This is a genomic window from Sporomusa termitida, assembly GCF_007641255.1.
GTDB classification, from domain to species: domain Bacteria; phylum Bacillota; class Negativicutes; order Sporomusales; family Sporomusaceae; genus Sporomusa; species Sporomusa termitida.
In genome coordinates, this window is record NZ_CP036259.1 from 2,566,789 (window position 1) to 2,584,787 (window position 17,999).

18 protein-coding genes are annotated in these 17,999 nt (G+C 50.5%); 4 read left to right on the top strand and 14 right to left on the bottom strand.

Annotated elements, in window-relative coordinates; genetic code table 11:
* Positions 1-135: 135 nt before the first annotated feature.
* Positions 136-1,467 (top strand): DEAD/DEAH box helicase, encoded by a 1,332-nt coding sequence (locus SPTER_RS12075; RefSeq protein WP_144350633.1) that lies wholly within the window; start codon positions 136-138, stop codon positions 1,465-1,467.
* On the opposite strand, the gene SPTER_RS12080 is transcribed toward SPTER_RS12075, so the two are convergent.
* The 3 genes from SPTER_RS12080 to SPTER_RS12090 all read right to left on the bottom strand — a co-directional run bounded on the left by SPTER_RS12080 (position 1,468) and on the right by SPTER_RS12090 (position 5,668).
* Positions 1,468-3,474, bottom strand: a complete 2,007-nt coding sequence (locus SPTER_RS12080; protein WP_144350634.1) for a DNA topoisomerase III — start codon at positions 3,472-3,474, stop codon at positions 1,468-1,470. It abuts the gene before it with no gap.
* A gap of 218 nt (positions 3,475-3,692) precedes the next feature.
* Entirely contained in the window at positions 3,693-4,856 is a 1,164-nt protein-coding gene (locus SPTER_RS12085) for a DEAD/DEAH box helicase (RefSeq protein ID WP_144350635.1), read from the bottom strand.
* Between the two features lie 23 nt (positions 4,857-4,879).
* Positions 4,880-5,668: an inositol monophosphatase family protein gene (locus tag SPTER_RS12090; protein WP_144350636.1), complete on the bottom strand. Its 789-nt coding sequence runs from the start codon at positions 5,666-5,668 to the stop codon at positions 4,880-4,882.
* A 126-nt stretch (positions 5,669-5,794) separates the two neighbouring features.
* Here SPTER_RS12090 and SPTER_RS12095 point away from each other — a divergent pair, with 126 nt between their 5' ends.
* Positions 5,795-6,112 carry a hypothetical protein gene (locus tag SPTER_RS12095; protein WP_144350637.1) on the top strand — a complete coding sequence of 106 codons (318 nt, stop codon included), beginning with the start codon at positions 5,795-5,797 and terminating at the stop codon, positions 6,110-6,112.
* 63 nt (positions 6,113-6,175) lie between these two features.
* On the opposite strand, the gene SPTER_RS12100 is transcribed toward SPTER_RS12095, so the two are convergent.
* The 4 genes from SPTER_RS12100 to SPTER_RS12115 form a co-directional block, all read right to left on the bottom strand.
* On the bottom strand, positions 6,176-7,498 hold the full coding sequence (locus SPTER_RS12100; protein ID WP_425474366.1) for a PFL family protein: 1,323 nt from the start codon (positions 7,496-7,498) through the stop codon (positions 6,176-6,178).
* A 53-nt stretch (positions 7,499-7,551) separates the two neighbouring features.
* Positions 7,552-7,821 (bottom strand): ACT domain-containing protein, encoded by a 270-nt coding sequence (locus tag SPTER_RS12105; RefSeq protein ID WP_144350639.1) that lies wholly within the window; start codon positions 7,819-7,821, stop codon positions 7,552-7,554.
* A gap of 145 nt (positions 7,822-7,966) precedes the next feature.
* Positions 7,967-8,890 carry an NAD(P)/FAD-dependent oxidoreductase gene (locus SPTER_RS12110; RefSeq protein ID WP_144352883.1) on the bottom strand — a complete coding sequence of 308 codons (924 nt, stop codon included), beginning with the start codon at positions 8,888-8,890 and terminating at the stop codon, positions 7,967-7,969.
* A gap of 12 nt (positions 8,891-8,902) precedes the next feature.
* Positions 8,903-9,664, bottom strand: coding sequence for a flavin reductase (locus tag SPTER_RS12115; protein WP_144350640.1), 762 nt, complete (start codon positions 9,662-9,664; stop codon positions 8,903-8,905).
* 132 nt (positions 9,665-9,796) lie between these two features.
* Here SPTER_RS12115 and SPTER_RS12120 point away from each other — a divergent pair, with 132 nt between their 5' ends.
* Entirely contained in the window at positions 9,797-10,000 is a 204-nt protein-coding gene (locus tag SPTER_RS12120) for a DUF896 domain-containing protein (RefSeq protein ID WP_144350641.1), read from the top strand.
* 80 nt (positions 10,001-10,080) lie between these two features.
* Here SPTER_RS12120 and SPTER_RS12125 read toward each other — a convergent pair whose 3' ends face one another.
* The 3 genes from SPTER_RS12125 to SPTER_RS12135 all read right to left on the bottom strand — a co-directional run bounded on the left by SPTER_RS12125 (position 10,081) and on the right by SPTER_RS12135 (position 12,212).
* Positions 10,081-10,467 carry a DUF1540 domain-containing protein gene (locus SPTER_RS12125; protein WP_144350642.1) on the bottom strand — a complete coding sequence of 129 codons (387 nt, stop codon included), beginning with the start codon at positions 10,465-10,467 and terminating at the stop codon, positions 10,081-10,083.
* 58 nt (positions 10,468-10,525) lie between these two features.
* Positions 10,526-10,759 carry a hypothetical protein gene (locus SPTER_RS12130; RefSeq protein ID WP_144350643.1) on the bottom strand — a complete coding sequence of 78 codons (234 nt, stop codon included), beginning with the start codon at positions 10,757-10,759 and terminating at the stop codon, positions 10,526-10,528.
* A 145-nt stretch (positions 10,760-10,904) separates the two neighbouring features.
* Positions 10,905-12,212 (bottom strand): APC family permease, encoded by a 1,308-nt coding sequence (locus SPTER_RS12135; protein WP_144350644.1) that lies wholly within the window; start codon positions 12,210-12,212, stop codon positions 10,905-10,907.
* A 131-nt stretch (positions 12,213-12,343) separates the two neighbouring features.
* On the opposite strand from SPTER_RS12135, the gene SPTER_RS12140 reads away from it, so the two are divergent.
* Entirely contained in the window at positions 12,344-13,720 is a 1,377-nt protein-coding gene (locus tag SPTER_RS12140; protein WP_144350645.1) for a [Fe-Fe] hydrogenase large subunit C-terminal domain-containing protein, read from the top strand.
* Positions 13,721-13,763: 43 nt separating this feature from the next.
* Here the strand turns inward: SPTER_RS12140 and SPTER_RS12145 are convergent, their stop codons facing one another.
* The 4 genes from SPTER_RS12145 to SPTER_RS12155 form a co-directional block, all read right to left on the bottom strand.
* Positions 13,764-15,428, bottom strand: coding sequence for a nucleoside kinase (locus SPTER_RS12145; protein ID WP_144350646.1), 1,665 nt, complete (start codon positions 15,426-15,428; stop codon positions 13,764-13,766).
* Between the two features lie 357 nt (positions 15,429-15,785).
* Complete coding sequence (locus SPTER_RS24725; protein ID WP_170233242.1) at positions 15,786-15,962, bottom strand: hypothetical protein; 177 nt, start codon at positions 15,960-15,962, stop codon at positions 15,786-15,788.
* Positions 15,963-16,026: 64 nt separating this feature from the next.
* On the bottom strand, positions 16,027-16,521 hold the full coding sequence (locus SPTER_RS12150; RefSeq protein ID WP_144350647.1) for a superoxide dismutase family protein: 495 nt from the start codon (positions 16,519-16,521) through the stop codon (positions 16,027-16,029).
* 183 nt (positions 16,522-16,704) lie between these two features.
* Positions 16,705-17,952, bottom strand: coding sequence for a pyridoxal phosphate-dependent aminotransferase (locus SPTER_RS12155; RefSeq protein WP_144350648.1), 1,248 nt, complete (start codon positions 17,950-17,952; stop codon positions 16,705-16,707).
* Positions 17,953-17,999 lie beyond the last annotated feature (47 nt).

Genomic DNA, 17,999 nt, shown 5'->3' on the forward strand with positions numbered 1-17,999 from the left:
AGTCAGGTTATATTGCAAAAACTCTTTACTTTTATGGAAAATAGTAGTATATTAAATTGTTATCCACGCATAGCCTTTCCCGGGCTTGCACAAACTGAACTACCGGCATATTTCCGCAAAGAAAGGTGTTCTCTGATGTCAACAAATTTTTCTGCCTTAGGCATTCGCCCTGAACTGACTCAATTTCTACAACAATCCGGTATCACCCGGCCCACCCCGGTGCAGGTACAGGCCATCCCGGTACTGCTGGCCGGCAGGGATGTCATTGCCCAGGCCCAGACCGGTACCGGCAAAACCCTGGCCTTTTTGCTGCCGCTGCTGGAAAAGCTGCGGGCAACCGCGCCCCATGTCCAGGCCCTGATTATTACCCCCACCCGCGAGTTGACGCTGCAAATCACGGCCGAAGCGAAAAAAATCGCTGCTGTACTTGATATTAACGTATTATCCGTGTACGGCGGCCAGGATGTGACTGAGCAAATCCGCAAACTGCGCGGCCAGCCCCACCTGGTCATCGGCACGCCGGGGCGGCTGCTGGACCACGCCCGGCGCCAAACGCTGGTGCTGACCGGCGTGACCAAGCTGGTGCTGGATGAGGCTGACCAGATGCTCCACATGGGCTTTCTGGATGAGGTGGAAGCGGTTATCCAGCTGACTTCACCGAAACGGCAGACCATGCTGTTCTCGGCCACCATGCCGCCCAAAGTCCGGGCCCTGGCGTCCCGGTACATGACGAAACCGGCCGATATCCACATTCAGACCCAAAATGTAACCTTAGATGAGATTAAGCAGATTATCATTGAGCTGCCGGAAGCAGACAAGCTTGACAAGCTCTGCAGCCTGATTGATGAATCCCAGCCCTATCTGGCCATCGTCTTCTGCCATACCAAAGACCGGGCCAAAGCGGTGAATACGGCGCTGATTCAGCGCGGCTACCAAGCCGATGAGCTGCACGGCGACTTGTCTCAGGCCAAACGCACGCAGGTGATGAAACGCTTCAGCGACGCCAAACTGCAGATTTTAGTCGCCACCGATATTGCCGCCCGCGGCCTGGATATTGAAGGCGTGACCCATGTATTCAGCTACGATATCCCCCATGACCCGGAGAGCTATATTCACCGGATCGGCCGCACCGGCCGGGCCGGTCAGACCGGGACCGCCGTTACCTTTGTGGCCCCCGGTGAACACCTGTATCTGCGGCTGATTGAGCAGGGGATCAAATCCTCGCTGGAAAAATACAAAGCCAACGGTCAGAAAGTAGTAAAAGCGGCCCGCCCCAGCGGCAATAAAGCGGTGTTCAAAAAACCTGCCCCCCAAACGGCACCGGACAAGAAAGAGGCTGAGAAAAAAACAGTGAGCCATGGCGGCAGTAATCTCCGGAGCCGCCGCAAGCCGAAACCGGCTGCCGCCACCGGTGGCGACAAAAAATATAGCAGCAAACGGGCGAAAACCTCCAGGGGCAAGGCGTAATCAGCCTTGCCCCTGTTCTTTTACCGGCGGCAGCGCCGGTTTGTCATTGGCATCATCATAGGAAGCCCGGCAGGCCGGGTAACGGGAACAGCCCCAAAACTTGCCGTGTTTACCGGTTCTGGACTGCAGTACCCCTTTGCGGCAGCGCGGGCAGGGATAATCGCCCTTTAACGGGATCGCCGCCTGTTTGGCTTTTGTGCAAAGGCTGGAGGCAAAACGGGCCTGCTGCCCCAGAAAACTATCCAGGCTGGCATTGCCGGCCGCCATCTGGTGCAGGATATCTTCCCACAACGCGGTAAAGTCCGGATAGGTGATCTCTTCCGGCAGGATATCAACAAGCAGATAGGCCGCTTCCGTGGGCTTGAGATACTTTTTCTTGGTTTCCTCCCGCAAAAAACCCCGTTCAATCAACTCTTTGATGATGGTGGCCCGGGTAGCCTCAGTGCCAATGCCGGCCACATCCTTGAGCTGTTTTTTCAGTTCAGGGTTTTTTACATACTTATGAATCTCTTTCATCGCTGCCAATAAGGTCGCGGCAGTAAACCGTGCCGGCGGCTTCGTCGACTTTTTGTCAGCCGAGGCCTTGACAAATAGCGGCTGATCGCCTTTAACCATGGCCGGCAGCGCCCCGCTGTCCTCTTCTTTCTTGTCCTCGGCCTCGGTACCGTATAATTCCTTCCAGCCCAATTCCCGGATAACCCGGCCGCTGGCGGTAAAGCGTTCACAGGCATAGTCCAGTTCGGCCCGGGTTTGGTCAAAGACATGCACCGGATAAAATTGGGCAAGATAGGCCTGGGCAATCAGAAAGTAGATGTTGCGCTCAGGTTCACTCAGGGCCGCAAAGTTACAGCGCTCGACCGTGGGAATAATCGCATGGTGGGCAGTAATTTTTTTGTCATTCCAGGCCCGGCTTTTCGTCAGCGGTTCAGCCTTGCCGGCCCACCCTGCCAGTTCCGTCTGGGCCAGGCCGCTTAGATTTTTCAGAATCGGCCCGGCGTCCTCCTGCTGGGACTCCGGCAAAAATTCGCAGTCCGAACGGGGATAGGTTGTCAGTTTCTTTTCATAGAGCTTCTGCGCTGTATCCAGCACCAGCTGCGGATCATAGCCGAATTTTTTGCCGGCCATAACCTGCAGGGTCGACAAAGCCAGCGGCAGGCGCTGCGGGTCCTTTTTCTCCGTTGTTTCGCATAAGCTGACGGTCGCGGGCTCGGTAGCCGCCTGCAACGTTGCCAGCAAGGCCCGGGCAATGGCTTTATCCGCCAGCCGGCCTTCAGTATCAAGCCCCGGCTGATTCGCCTGCGGCTTCCAGTAAGCGGTAAATACGATATCGTTATGGACGAAATCGGCTTTCAGGGTAAAATAGTCGGCCGGTTTGAACCCTTCAATCTCTCGCTCCCGGCGGACAACCAGCGCCAGCGTTGGTGTTTTAACCCGTCCCACCGGCAGTGTCGTCCGGTGCCCGGCCTGCTGCGCCGCCAGGGTATAGGCCCGGGATAAGTTCATGCCAATCAGCCAGTCGGCCCGGGATCTGGCCAGGGCCGATTGCTTCAGGTTATAAAAATCCCGGTTGTCGCGCAGGCTGTTAATCGCTTTTTTGATGCTCTGCTCGTCAAGGGCATTTAACAGAATCCGGTGCACCGGTTTCTGATTATTTACATAGTCAAGTACTTCATCGATCAGCAGCTGTCCTTCCCGGTCAGGGTCACCGGCATGAACAATTTCGCTGGCCTGATCAATCAGCGATTTGATAATTTCGAACTGTTTTTTACAGGAATCGGCCACCAGCAGCTTCCAGCTGCGGGGAATAATCGGCAAGTCCTCGGCCCGCCATTTTCCATACTTAGCGTCATATTCGTCAGGCTCGGCCTGGCGCAGAATATGTCCATAGCCCCAGGTAATAATGCCGCCGCCGGTATTGATGTAACCGTCTTTGCGGCTTACCGGCCCCGGCAGGCATTTGGCGATTTCGGCAGCCATGCTCGGTTTTTCTGCAATATATAATCTCAAAGTCACACCTCAACCATTCTTAACTGGTTTAAAAAAGCGGCGGAATTACTGTCTCCACCCTATACCATCTTACATTCTACCATAACTATCGGCGTGTCTGCCACTACTAAGAATAAGCAAAATAGTGGTGAAACGGTGGCACACCGGCGATAAATAACCAATAATGCCGTCTGGACATTATGAAACGGTACTGATTCACCAGTACCGTTTAGCATTGGTTATTTAGGCCTATGGGCAGTTCTCTTATCAAAAACTTTACCGTGACTAACGTACTTAGGCAGCATTTTTATTTGTAAGACCTGCTCATAGTGATCAATTAGCGCCGCCTCCCGCGGTGTGATAATGGCGATCGACACCCCACTGGCACCGGCCCGCCCGGTTCGTCCGGACCGGTGCAGGTAGATTTCCGGGTCTTCCGGCAAGTCTAAATGGAAAACATACTCAACCCCGGGGATATCAAGCCCCCTGGCCGCCAAATCGGAAGCCACCAGCAGTTGCAGCTTACCGTTCCTGAATCCCTCCATGGCTTTTTTCCGGTCTTCTTTAAGAAATTTTCCATGAATCCCGGCTGCTATTAAGCCGTGATAGTTAAGTTTATCGACGGTTAGCTCCACATCAGCACTGCGATTGATGAACACCAGGGCCTGGTCAATATGAATGCTGTTCACTATTTTGCGCAGGGCCTCAAATTTATCCCGCCGGTCGGACACAAAATAGACATGTTTGATATCAGGCTTATCCTCAGGCTTACTCCGGGCTGACAGTATCTCAACCGGGCTGCGCATCAATTCCTGCACCCGGCCTAGTGCTGCCGGGGGTATTGTCGCCGAAAAAGCCAGCAGCTGGCGGTCTTTTTGCGTGGTCTTGATGACTGCTCTGACGTTATCTGCGTTTTTATCATCAAGCAGCCGGTCTGCTTCATCAAGAATAATTGTTTTAATCGTCTGGGAGTTGATCTTCTTTTTTTGGATCAACTCCAGGATTCGCCCGCCCGAACCGGTAATGATATGCGGCTTTTCCTTAAGTTTATCAATTTGCCGCATAATGTTGACATCACCAATAATCGGGGTCGCCGTTATCGGCAGCCCTGAATTGGTTATCAACAACTCGATTTGCCGCTGGATCTGAATCGCCAGCTCATGGGTGGGGGCAAGAATCAGCCCCTGGGTCTCGCGTTTGGCAGGTTCAATTTTTTGGAAAAGCGGCAGCAGATAAGCCAGGGTTTTGCCGGTGCCGGTCGGTGATTGCCCGATAATATCTTTACCGGCCAGCGCTGCCGGGATAACCTCCGCCTGGATGGCAGTCGGGACAGCGATACCGGCAGCGGTTATCCCGGCGGTCAGTGGCGCAATCAGCCCTAATTGTTCAAAGTTTGTCGTCATAATAGTATATAGTCAACCTCCAGCTATTGCAGCGTTTTTATCTCGTTATAAATTTGCCCCACAATGGTATTATTACCAGCAATGATGGAAACCTTCCGGTCTTGGCGGAAAGGCTGGACAGTACCGCCGGCTTCCTCCACCAGCAAAATTCCGGCAGCCGCATCCCAGGGTGAGAGATTTAGTTCCCAGTAACCGTCAAACCGTCCGCAGGCTACGCTGGCTAAATCGTAGGCAGCTGAGCCAAATCTCCGTATTGCTCGCGTTTTGGGCAATAACCTGGTAAAATAGTCTATATTATTGACTGGATGTTCGGCCACATCATAGGGAAAACCGGTTGCCAGCACGCTGTCCAGCAAATTGGTTTTGGCGGCGACATGAATAGGCCTGTCATTTAAGAATGCCCCTTGCCCTCGCACCGCATAATATAGTTCAGCAAGGACAGGCGCGTAAACCAGGCCGAGAATCGTTTGTCCGCGATAGGCAAGGGCAATTGAGACCGAAAATATCGGCAAACCCTGGGCATAGTTTGTGGTACCGTCCAGGGGGTCAATAATCCATAGATAGTCCGACTGCGCCGCCGACCGTCCGGACTCTTCCGCAAGGATTGCATGGGCCGGATAATATTCTTTGACAAAAGCAATAAGCTTTGCTTCTGATTTTTTGTCAATTTCAGTGACGATATCAATCGCGGTTGATTTTACAGCCAAGGCCAGCTTGGCGCTCCCCAGGTTTTCCTGTTGGAATTTGCCTATTTCTGCAACAAGCTGTTTAAGCCTGTCAATAACACCGAATAAATCAATTGTATGATCCATGTTGATCACCCCATTTAATGTTGTCTTTTTTTACCGGTTCTCATGACTTAATTCAACGTTAGAGGGAACAAACCCTTTAATATGGCAAAGGTACCCATTTCAATTAGCATAGGGAGATGATACGTAATGAGCAGTGAAACTATTGTATCTTTTTACGAATCGCTGGGTTTTGAAGAAACAGAGATTGACGATGGCCTGATTGTGCCGGGCATTGAGCTTACCCCGGCCGGAAATTATGCCCTGATTACCAATGATGAGGGCACTATGCCCACGGGCTTAAACCAGGGGATCATCTTTGCTTATTATACCCCGGAGGATTCCTATCTCTGGAGCGCCAGCTTCAAAAGTTCGACTGCATTTAAAGAGCTCTGGACCGGAGCCCAAACCAACGAGGCCAGGCTTGATGCCATTGTGAAGCACCGGGAAGCAAACGAAACCTTCTGATACCGGGATCGAAAAAGGCGGGACTGCTCTGTACAGAAGCAATCCCGCCTTTTTTAACCTTCTTTAGTTGGTCAGACTGCGAAGCGGGGCCGGAATCCGTCCACCCCGGGCAATAAAATCATCTGATTTGAATTTGCTGACAGGAATAATCGGGCAATACCCCAACAGGCCGCCGAACTCAACCGTATCACCTACTACTTTGCCGGGTACAGGGATAATCCGCACGGCGGTCGTTTTGTTATTAATCATGCCGATCGCGGCCTCATCCGCAATAATTGCCGCAATGGTAGCAGCCGAGGTATCGCCGGGTACGGCAATCATGTCCAGACCGACTGAGCACACACAGGTCATCGCTTCCAGTTTTTCCAACGTCAGGCTGCCGCGCTCAACCGCGGCAATCATCCCGGCATCCTCACTTACCGGGATAAAGGCCCCGCTCAGACCGCCGACATGAGAAGAGGCCATCAGACCGCCTTTTTTAACCGCATCATTTAACAGCGCCAGCGCGGCTGTTGTCCCCGGCGCCCCGCAGCTTTCGATGCCCATTTCCTCCAGAATATGGGCCACGCTGTCGCCAACCGCCGGTGTCGGTGCCAGCGATAAATCAATAATGCCGAAGGGATAGCCTAACCGCCGGGCTGCTTCCTGCGCCACCAGCTGGCCAACCCGGGTAATCTTAAAAGCAGTGCGTTTAATTGTTTCCGCTACAGTGCTGAAGTCCCGCCCCCGCACATCCTCCAGGGCCCGCTTGACAACACCCGGACCGCTTACACCAACATGAATCGTGGTCTCAGGCTCACCCACCCCGTGGAAGGCACCGGCCATAAAGGGATTGTCCTCAGGCACATTGGCAAATACCACCAGCTTGGCACAGCCCAAAGCATCTTTGTCTTTGGTCAGTTCGGCCGTACGTTTGATAATCTCGCCCATTTCGCGAACACAGTCCATATTAATCCCGGCTTTGGTTGAGCCCAGATTGACAGAAGAACAGACCCGTTCCGTCACAGCCAGCGCCTCAGGGATAGAGCGGATCAGGATATGATCCCCCTTGGTGTAGCCTTTTTCCACAAGCGCCGAAAAACCGCCGATAAAATTGACGCCGACCTCCTTGGCGGCGGCGTCCAGCGCCTGAGCCACCGGCACATAGCTGTCGGCCCGGCTGCTCTCGGCAGCAATGGCAATCGGGGTTACCGAAATCCGTTTGTTGATAATCGGAATCCCATATTCAGCCTCTATATCTTCTCCGGTTTTAACCAATTTTTCCGCGGTGCGGGTCACCTTGTCATAAATATTCCGGCAAAGGACCTTACTATCCGGGTCACCGCAGTCGCGCAGGCTGATACCCATGGTAATTGTCCGGATATCAAGCTTGTTCTCATCAATCATGCGATTGGTTTCATGAACATCCTGTAATGTGAACATTGTTTTTGTCCTCCTGCCTATATCCGGTGCATACTGCGGAATATATCTTCATGCTGTACTTTAATATCAAGGCCCATGGCAGCGCCCTTGCCGCGCAGCAGCTCGCCCAGATCTTTCAGGCTGATGATGGACTGCGTCATATCCACCAGCATCACCATATTAAAAAAGCCATCTAGGATATTCTGATTGATATTAAGGATATTAACATTGTTCTCAGCCAAAATGTTGCTGACCATGGCAATAATGCCTACTCTGTCCTGCCCGACAATTGTTATGACAGTTTTCATGTTCTCACACTCCATAAATTGTTGTATTATGACTGGATGGTATGATAATATTATACTCGTTTTCCCGGAAAAGCCAAGTAAATGTAAAGAAAAAACACCGGCCGCACGTGGCCGGTGTCAGTTTGTGCATGCAAACTATTACTTTCTAATCGGCTCTGCGCCTATGCAGCAGGTATTCATAGGCAACCAGGGCCGCTTTCGCACCGTCACCGGCAGCTATGACAATTTGCTTGTCAGGGCCGTTATTGACATCACCGGCGGCAAACAAACCCGGAATATTGGTGCGCGTGCGGCAATCGGCAATCACTTCCCGGTCTTCATTAAAAGCCAGCAGCCCCTCACAATATTCCGAGTTAGGCATTAAGCCGATCTCCACGAATACACCCTGTACCGCAAGTTCGATTTCATTACTGTCACCATTTTTCACAATAACCAGCTTTTCCACAGCCTGTGAGCCTTTAACAGCCTTAGTTGTATAGCCTATAAGCTCGGTAACCGGTTGTTGTAATGCTTTCAGTTTTTCAATAATGATCGGATCGGCCTTATAATCGTTCATTAAGGAGATGAGATATACCTTAGCCGCGACCTTACTGACCTCAATCGCCGCCTGCAGGGCCGAGTTGCCGCCGCCAATGACGGCTACAGCCTTACCCGCAAACAGCGGGCCATCACAAGTAGCGCAATAACTGACACCCCGGCCCGTGAACTCGAGTTCTCCGGGCACTTCCAGGCGGCGAGGCCGCTTGCCTGAAGCCACAATGACGGTTTTAGCCTGATATTCGCCGCCATCGCTGGTGACGGTAAAGCTGCCGTCAGGCAGAACAGCAAGCGCCGTAACTTCCTCATATTTTATATCAATGGGAAATTTTTGCACCTGCTCATCAAACTTCGCCATCAGTTCCGGACCGGTAACAAACTGATAGCCCATATAGTTCTCAATATCCATCGTCCACATCGGCTGGCCGCCAAACTCTTTCATCACCATCAGGGCCTTCATCTGCTTGCGCGCTGCATACACGGCCGCCGTCATTCCCGCCGGCCCCCCGCCAATAATGATCAGCTCATACAAAGCCATCACCCTTTAACGTTTACTACTCCTGTATAAACTATATGTCAGTGCCTCGGCATTTGCTACCATTCTGCCGGCGGTAACATCAGCAATAAATAAAGTATGGCTGCCCACATCGACCATTTTCTCCGGCATTACCCTCGCTTCCACATACGCCAGACAGTTGGTAAGAATCGGACAGCCGTTTTGGCCGGCAATATAATCGACACCGGCAAACTTATCCGTATCACGGCCTGATTTATAACCAAAACGGTGAACCGCAGCGGTTTGATCACTGCCGAGCATGGAAACGGCAAATACACCGCTCGCCATGACATACTCATGGGTAAGATTGTTTTTATTCAGACAAATTGAGATCCGCAGCGGTTTGCTGGTCACCTGAAACACTGTATTGCAGCATTGCCCGTTGATATTATTATCCTTTATTGAACTAACGATATATAGCCCGTAGCTTATTTTATCAAGTGCCGAATGAGCAGTATCCTGACCGGCCTCGGCTACTGCCGCTCTGGTTAATTGTCTGGTTTCGTCCAGCAGCAAGACAAAAAGTTCAGGCCCCACACCACAGAGGGGGCATTTGTCCGGCGGATGATCACCCTCATGAACATAATCACACACTGTGCATTTCCAGCGTTTTGCCGCCACCGGCAGCTTGGCAGCCGGTTCCTGCTCAACAGCGAAATCCTCAGGCCCAACACCGCAAATCGGGCATTCTGCCGGGGGCTGATCGCCTTCATGGATGTGACCACATACATTACAACGCCACTTCTTCATATATTCTCACCTTTCCCAACTAAAAAATAGCTTTCCTGTAATTGTTATTTTCCGTCATGCTTGCACATTTGTCAATAATTTGCTAGTATTTTTCTATGCAGGCCTATATATAAGAAAAGCGAGGTGCCGTTGATGATAACTCCTGCCGTCATTGCCAGGATCAACGAATTAGCTAAAAAAAGCCGTGCTCCCGGTCTCACCGACAGTGAACGCGCTGAACAGGCAGAGCTCCGCCGCCGTTACATTGATCATATAAAAGTCCAGGTCAAAACCCAGCTGGATTCCGTCAAAGTGGCTGACCATGACGATCATTGTCAGTGCGGCTGCCATAACTAGTACTTCAGCAAGATGAAGTACTAGAACGAATAAGCCGCTAACATCATCAATGATGTTAGCGGCTTATTCTCACCAATCAATTATTCTACAGACTGAAAGGTCTCACAGTCAGTATCGGCAGTTTTAGAAGCATTGAAACCAGCTACATGAATTTGCTCCGCCTTGCAATAGTTGCCATCGTTCCAGTATTTACAGTTATTAACAAAACATTCTACTGCCGGCGTGATTTGGGTTCCTTCCAAAAAAGCGGCCGACATGGAGCCGCCGATATTGGCATTGTGGAAAGCACCAATCATATCGCCCACTGTTTTACGGTGATGGAAGGCTTTACACAGGGTATCCCGTGGCTTACTTGAGGTACCTTCCTCTTCATCATTATACACGCTTATTTTTGCCGCCATACACTGATCACCAGGCATATAGTGGGTACATTGATCAACACTACACTTAACCACTGGATTGGACATACAGCTCACTCCTTCACTTTTTTGATATTATCTGCCGATTTGCCGGCTTTTATCCCCTTTAAATATTCACAAGGGCCAGGGTTACCCGGATATCATAAGCACATACCGGACAATACAAAAGATGGATACATTGCCCCGCTGACTGAAACGGCAATAACGCTGTTTCTCCGTAGGGGCTGTATGGACCAAGATAATTATTCAATGAACCGCCGTCGACCAGAAGCTGATTGCAAACAGGACATTTTTTTTCAACCGGCCGCAACGCATTGCATAGCGGGCAAACATTCTCCATGTCTTAACACCTCGCCTGATCCTCAGAATTAGTTTGTTCAGCAGTCTGAAATTTAGTCAGCAAAAACCAGGTGGAAAGAAATGTTCTTTCACACCTGGTTGCTTTTAGCCGCTGACAAAATCAGCTGCTGCGCTGATCGCCGGCACTATTTGTTTTTAGTCAGCAGCAGGTATACCGGAATGCCGGTCAGCGTAATACCAAGAGCCCAGATAGCATCGCCGGGGCTATTGGTGAGCATACTGAAGGCAATGTACACTGAACCTAAGATGGCAATGGCAGGTATGACCGGATATCCGGGAACACTATAGGGGCGTCTAACCTCAGGCTTGCGTTGCCGCAAAATAAACACAGCCACAAAGGCTAAGATATAAAATATCCAAATAATAAACATCGCCATATCTGTCAACCGGTCAGGATCGCCGAGTGTCATCAGGGCTGTAGACAGCAGGAATCCAAGTACCAGAGCATTAGCCGGCGCCCCCGACCTTTTATGGGCCTGTCCCAACAGTTTCGCTCCGGGCAGCAGGCCATTCCGAGCCATGGCATAGGGTACCCGGGCCCCTGTTAAAATATAACCGTTAAGGGCACCGAAAATTGAAATCAGGATACCGATGCTGATAAGCCGGCCGCCCATTTCACCAAATAACAACCCGGCTGCGGTACCGGCCGCCCGGCTTCCCAACAGGGCGATCTCCGCTGCCGGCAGCAAATGCAGCAGCGCAATATTGACAGCAAGATAAACAATCATAACAATACCTAAACCAAAAATAATCGAGCGCGGCAGCTCTCTGGCCGGATTCTTCATCTCGCCGGCAACAAAACTAACGTTAATCCAGCCGTCATAAGCCCACAAAGTAGCCAAAACGGCAGCCCCCATACCGGCGGCTTCTACTCCCCCGCCCGGCATACCGAGAACCTGACCATTGCCTTTCCATAACCCAAACACAGCAATAACCACAATCGGCACAAGCTTAGCCACTGTCGACACCGACTGGATAAAACCGCCGTACTTGGCCCCTAAGGCATTAACCCCGGCTAAAAAGCCAACCGCCGCTATCGCCACAGGCAGTTTCCAGGTTGCCGGCAAATTAAAAAACGGCAACAATAAAGAGGAAAAATAAAGGCCGAGCGCGCCGGTTGTCGCCGGGCCGTAAATTAAGGTTTGCACCCAGCCAAACAGGTAGCCCCACATCTTGCCGTAGACTTCGTCCAGATAGGCATACAGCCCGCCTGTGCGCGGGATTTGCGCCCCCAGCTCGGCAACAGTAAGACCGGCAGCAATAGTGATCAGCCCGCCTACGCCCCAGGCAATAAGCGCCATTGTTGAATCGCCGGCGGCGGCTATTACGATTCCCGGTTTCATAAAAATACCGGAACCGATTACCATCCCCACCACCAATGCCATCCCGGCCAGCAAATTAAGATCTTTTTTTAATCCTGGTTTTTGGCTCATATAAACTCCTAATCATTTTTTTGCACACAGTTACTACAATAACAAAAAAATACACAAACTACAACAGTACTTTCTCCAGCTTAGTCATAACCCATAATCAGCTACAATAGCAAAGTGGATAGGTGATAACTATGGCAAAAAGTACCCCGCCGGATCTCAATATTAGACCACGCATCCTGTACCAGGTAGCAAAGGCCGCCTGGGAAGGCCAGCTATTTGAACGTAAAGAAGAAATATGCCGTTTATTACAGCATGAATTTGATGATAAGGCCACACGCCGGCTTGTCGCCAATCAGATTCGCATTGCGATGGGTCTGGAGCCCAACAATTCCGAAGAGGTGCTCAATGAGTATGATGAAGAGGCTTTAATGGGCAGCGAGCCTGTTGTTGTTGCCAACCCCGACGCTTGCCGGGAATGCCGGGGCGCAGAATGTGAGAAAGCCTGCCCCCTTAGTGCGATCACCCGCGATGAGCTTGGCCGGCCTTCGATTGACAAAAGCAAGTGCGCTCACGACGGCTATTGTATCAGTGCCTGTGAGTTTGGTGCGCTGGCGGATAAATCTCAGTTTGTCCCGCTTATCCGCCTGCTCCGCCAGCATAGCCACAAAGTGTACGCGTCAGTGGCCCCGGCCTTTGCCGGGCAATTAGGTCCGGCAGTTACTGCCGGCAAACTGCGCAGCGCCCTGCTTAAGCTGGGGTTTGCTGAAATGGTGGAAACCGCTTTATATGCAGACCTGATTACCATTAAAGAAGCCTTTGAATACGATGAACATGTTAAGGATGCCCATGATTTTTTGATTACCAGCTGCTGCTGCCCTATTTGGATTAAACTGATTGAAAACAAATTCCCTGACTTACTAGGTCATATTTCGCCCTCCGTATCCCCGATGATTGCCTCCGGCCGGGTGATTAAAGAGCTCGAGCCGGACGCCAAGGTAGTGTTTATCGGTCCCTGTGTTGCTAAAAAATCCGAAGCTCAGCTGCCTGACCTGAAAGGTGCGATTGATTTTGTGCTTACCTTTCAGGAGCTGCAGACGCTCTTGGCCGCGGCCGCAATCAATCCGGCCGCAGAGCCTGACGAAGAAAACCCATTGGCCTCCTGGGGTGGCCGCCTTTATGCCCGAACCGGCGGGGTAAGCGAGGCGGTTGGAACTACCCTGGAGAAACTGATCCCCCGGCGGGCCGAAAAATTCAAACCGGTCAAAGTTGACGGCATCCCGGACTGTACTAAACTGCTGGAAGAAATTAGAGCCGGCAGATTAGAGGCTAATTTTATTGAAGGCATGGCCTGCAAAGGTGGGTGTGTGGGTGGACCGGGCCGCATAATTCCGGCAGAACAGGGCACCGGCCATGTAAACGATTACAGCCATGCCGCGCATGCCCATACGCCTGTAGAAAATCCGCAGGTTTATTCAATCTTGGCCAAACTTGGGCATTATCACGGCATGCCGTCCATGACGGGTACCAGTAAAATGGCGGCCATCTTAGCCCGTAAACTTTCCCAATAAATATACCCCGGCTGCCCAAAGCCGGGGTAATTTGTTACTATGTTTAATTCTTGTCGAAGCAGGATTTACCGATAAACTCGCGCAGGATCGAATTATTGGGAATTTCATCATCCTCAACAGGCCTAAAATACTCCAGAAAATTAAGCAGCCTCCTGGCCTCCGAATATTCAGGGTTGGCCTGGGTAACCTTGCCCAGTAACGGTTCAGCATATTTCTTTAACACTGCCAGCTCATAAATTAGCGCCGAGTTAAACATTAAATCGGCTTCTTCCTGGAACGGAAAAATATTGCGTTCTTCACCCCGGCGGACAGACGGCCACATCTTCAGCGTCATGAGGGCATCATGAGACCGGAATTGACTGTCGCGGACAATCCGCCTGATCAGTCTGGTGTCGGTTGTCGGAATCCGGTTATGATTATCAATTGACAACTGGGTCAGGGCGCTGACATAGATTTTGATCTTACAGTGCCTGGGTACAGAGGTTGTTAAGCGCTCATTGAGGCCGTGGATGCCTTCGATAATCAGCGGCTGGCCTTTATCCACCTTAATCCGGTGGCCGCGGTACTCCCGTTCACCTGTTTTAAAATTAAAGGTCGGCAATTCCACTTCTTCACCGGCTAAAATCCTGGCCAGATGAGCATTAAACAAATCCAGGTCAATGGCTTCAATGGCTTCAAAGTCATAATCACCGTGTTCGTCAAGAGGGGTGTGGCAGCGGTCCACAAAATAATCATCCAGGGAAACAGGCACCGGCCAGACCCCATTGACTCGCAGTTGAATATTAAGGCGTTGGGCAAATGTGGTTTTGCCTGACGATGATGGTCCGGCCACTAAAATTACTCTGACCTCATTGCGATGGGAAGACACAAAGTCAGCAATCTGGGCCACCTTTTTTTCATGCAGGGCCTCTGCCACTCTGACAATGTTTTTTATCTCATCGGTTTTACTATACTCATTAAGATTGGGAACATAACCGCATTTTAAAATATTTCCCCACTGGGCCCCCTCCTGAAACACCTTAAATAACTTGGGATTTTCAGTAAACTTAGGCAGCAGGTCCGGATTCTCTTTTTCCGGCAGCCGCAAAATTATCCCCGGCGGGTAATATTTAAGTTCAAACACCTTAAGATAAGCAGTGGATGGCGTCATCGTACCATAAAAATAGTCATATACCTCACCACAATAGTAAATACTGACCATTTCCCGGTCAATCTGCTCGAGCAGGCTTACTTTCTCCTTTTGTCCGGCTGCTTTAAACAACTCGATCGCTTCCGCCCTGGGCAAAGTCTGGCGGATAATCTGACGGTCTTCCATAATAATCTGCCGCATCTGCCGGTCAAGTCTGGCAATATCCTCAGGCGTAACCTCCCGTCCATGATGCAGCTCGCAATACAGGCCTTTACTTAGCGAATGCTCAACCGTTACTTCACCGCCCGGAAACAACTCCTGCGCTGCTGCAATCATGACGAAGGTTAAGCTTCTTTGGTAAACCTTCATGCCCTCATCGGTGCGAAGGTCAAGAAAGTCCACCACGCTGTCCTGGTCAAGGACACTTTGCAAATCTCTTATTGCATTGTTCACTTTGGCTGCCACCACCGGTGTAGTATATCTGTGCGCGGCATCCCGGCTAACCGCTACCAGACTTACCCCCTTGTCATACCCGGTAACGCGGCCATTAGAAAATGTTACATTAATTTTTTCTGACACCTGACGGCCCCCTTACTATCGCCAAAACTCTCTTTAACTATATATATATAAATTCAACTATATGCCCCGGATTTCCTGCCCCCTGCTCAGTAGCAAGTAATTAGAAAAACCTGGCTTACGCCCAGTCCGTTAGGACGCCGGCAGAAGCCGCCGGTGCCCTTTAGGGTATAGGCGCTCTTACTTATGATCAGAAACCGTATACTGTCTGATCATGTACAGAAAACACGGCTTGCGCCGGGCCTTGGGCGCAAGCGTAAGCCGGTGCTGCCCTTATCCGGGCGAAAGTTATACATTCCATCAGGATAAAAAAAACAGCAACTGCTCGCTTACAGGCAGTTGCCATTTTACCACACAGCATTAGCGCAATAACTTAAACAAACGGTAGGCAATGATCGGCAGCGGTGCTCTTCTCACAGCCAGCCGCATCCCCAGCAACAAGAAAAAACAGGCACCAAAGATATGCACAAGCCAAAAACCGGTACGAGGAAACTCAAATGTGGTGTCATCAAAAATATTGTTGTGATGGCAGCTCATTATGCTCGACCTCCTTTGGTAGATAGTATTTCCCGTACCTAACTATTCAAACAGTGGTGACTCTTTAAATATCACGGCCCCTTCTAATAACACCACATGCCAGGCGCCGACCGGAATTGCCGGCCGGCTGTGTTCGAAAATCATCCGGGTTTTCATGGATAATCACGCTCTTACCAATAATATCCTGTACAGTAAATTTGTCAGTAAAAAAACTCATATAGGCAAAACCCTTATGGGAAAAAATCACCGGCAAATCGCCGGCATGATTACCGTGAGGCTGATTGCCAGGATTCCAATGCCCACCGGCTGCCATAAACGGGTTGGACAAATCACCCACCTTACAGGTGCCAAACTCATGAATGTGAAAACCGTGGGGTCCGACTGGCTGCTGCCGGTCCGCTGCCGGCCGGTATGCAGGCAGGCCCCATACCTCAACAGTTACTTTTGTGCCGCCTTGCACGCTCCGGAAACTTACAGCCCCTTTAATATCCGGAGCAAGCGGACCACCCTGAATATTGGCAATCGCCAGATTGTCAGCCACATTTCTCACCTCATTCATATAGATTCCGGCTATGTCCTGATTGGCTTTTCTATAAATTACCCAGAAAAATTCTTATAATATATTATGTATCTCTCATAAGGGTGTGACAGAAAAAAAGATTGCTGCGCTGTGCCGGTAATGACGGAGTGTATCTCCCGCCTCATTACCGGCACAACGCAGCAATCTTCAATTTTATATGAGTTATTTCTCGACGGCAGCCAAAGCCTGAGCCACTTTACCGGCCATGCCGGTAATTTTAGCCGAAGGAACTGCGCATACGGCAACACGCACACCCTTGCCAAGCGGTACAGCAAAAATGTGGTCGTCATGCAGTTTACCGCATACGGCATCCGGATCCGCCGCGGGAATTGTCAGGAAAAATCCAGCTATATAAGGCAGCATGCGGAGATTGGCAGCTTTGGCTTCGCGGACAAAAATTTGGGACCGCTCACGAATGAGCGAGTAATAATGGGCTCGCTCCTGCTCCACCTGAGCCAGTGTTGCTTTATCATTATAAACCGTAGCCAAGAGGCGCATACAGCCCCGGTTGATGTTGGACCAGGTTGCACGGCTGCTATACTGGTTAATATCTGCAAATTCTTTAATGACCGCCTGGCTCCGGGAAATGCCGATCATAGCCCCGGTACGCTGCCCGTACATTGTATAGCTTTTCGACATGCTGAAGGCCAGAATGATAAGAACATTATCAGGCAGATTGCTGAATTTCTTTAAAAATGCACGGCATTCATTTTTCTCGCCGGCATAATCCAGATAAGCTGCATCGACCAGAATGACGATACGCTTAGCTTCATTTTTCGCTGCCGCCTTAACAACATCGAGGATGTTGTCCCATTCACTGTCACTGATGCTATAGCCGGTGGGATTGTGGGCCGGAGTATTGAGGATGGTTACCAGGCTGTCTTGTTTGACAAGCAGTTCATTGACCTTGGCCTCAAAGGCTTTACTATTAAAATTCTGGTTTTCGTCAAACAAGGTAAAGGTGTCCAGCTTGCGCAGGGCATCTTCACACAACACCTTGTAAGGACCCCAATACCAGTCAGAAGTCAAAATTTTATCACCAATCTCTGAATAATTCCAGATAGTATGGTGAAGTACCCCGGAACCGCCGGAAGTTGCAACCGCATTTGTGTACGCCTCAGGCCGGTTGTCACCAAAGGTCAGCGCCATAGCCGCTTCCAGAAATTCCGGCAGCCCGGCAATAGGCGCATAATTAATTACCTCATTGATCGGTAGAGTGCGGAATACTTTTTCTACCGTAGGCAGGCATACCAGCGCTTCATTATCGTCCAGAATCGCACCGATTGTGGCATTAATTACTTTGTCTTTGCCATATTTGCCAACAGCCAGATTGGCGGCGGCGGCGGCACCAAAGATTTTATCTGTAGCGAATTTTCCTCTTGCATGTGTTGCGGCGATACTTATTGTCATTTTTTCTCCCCCTGTATTAACTTATTAATATTTTATTATTATTTAAA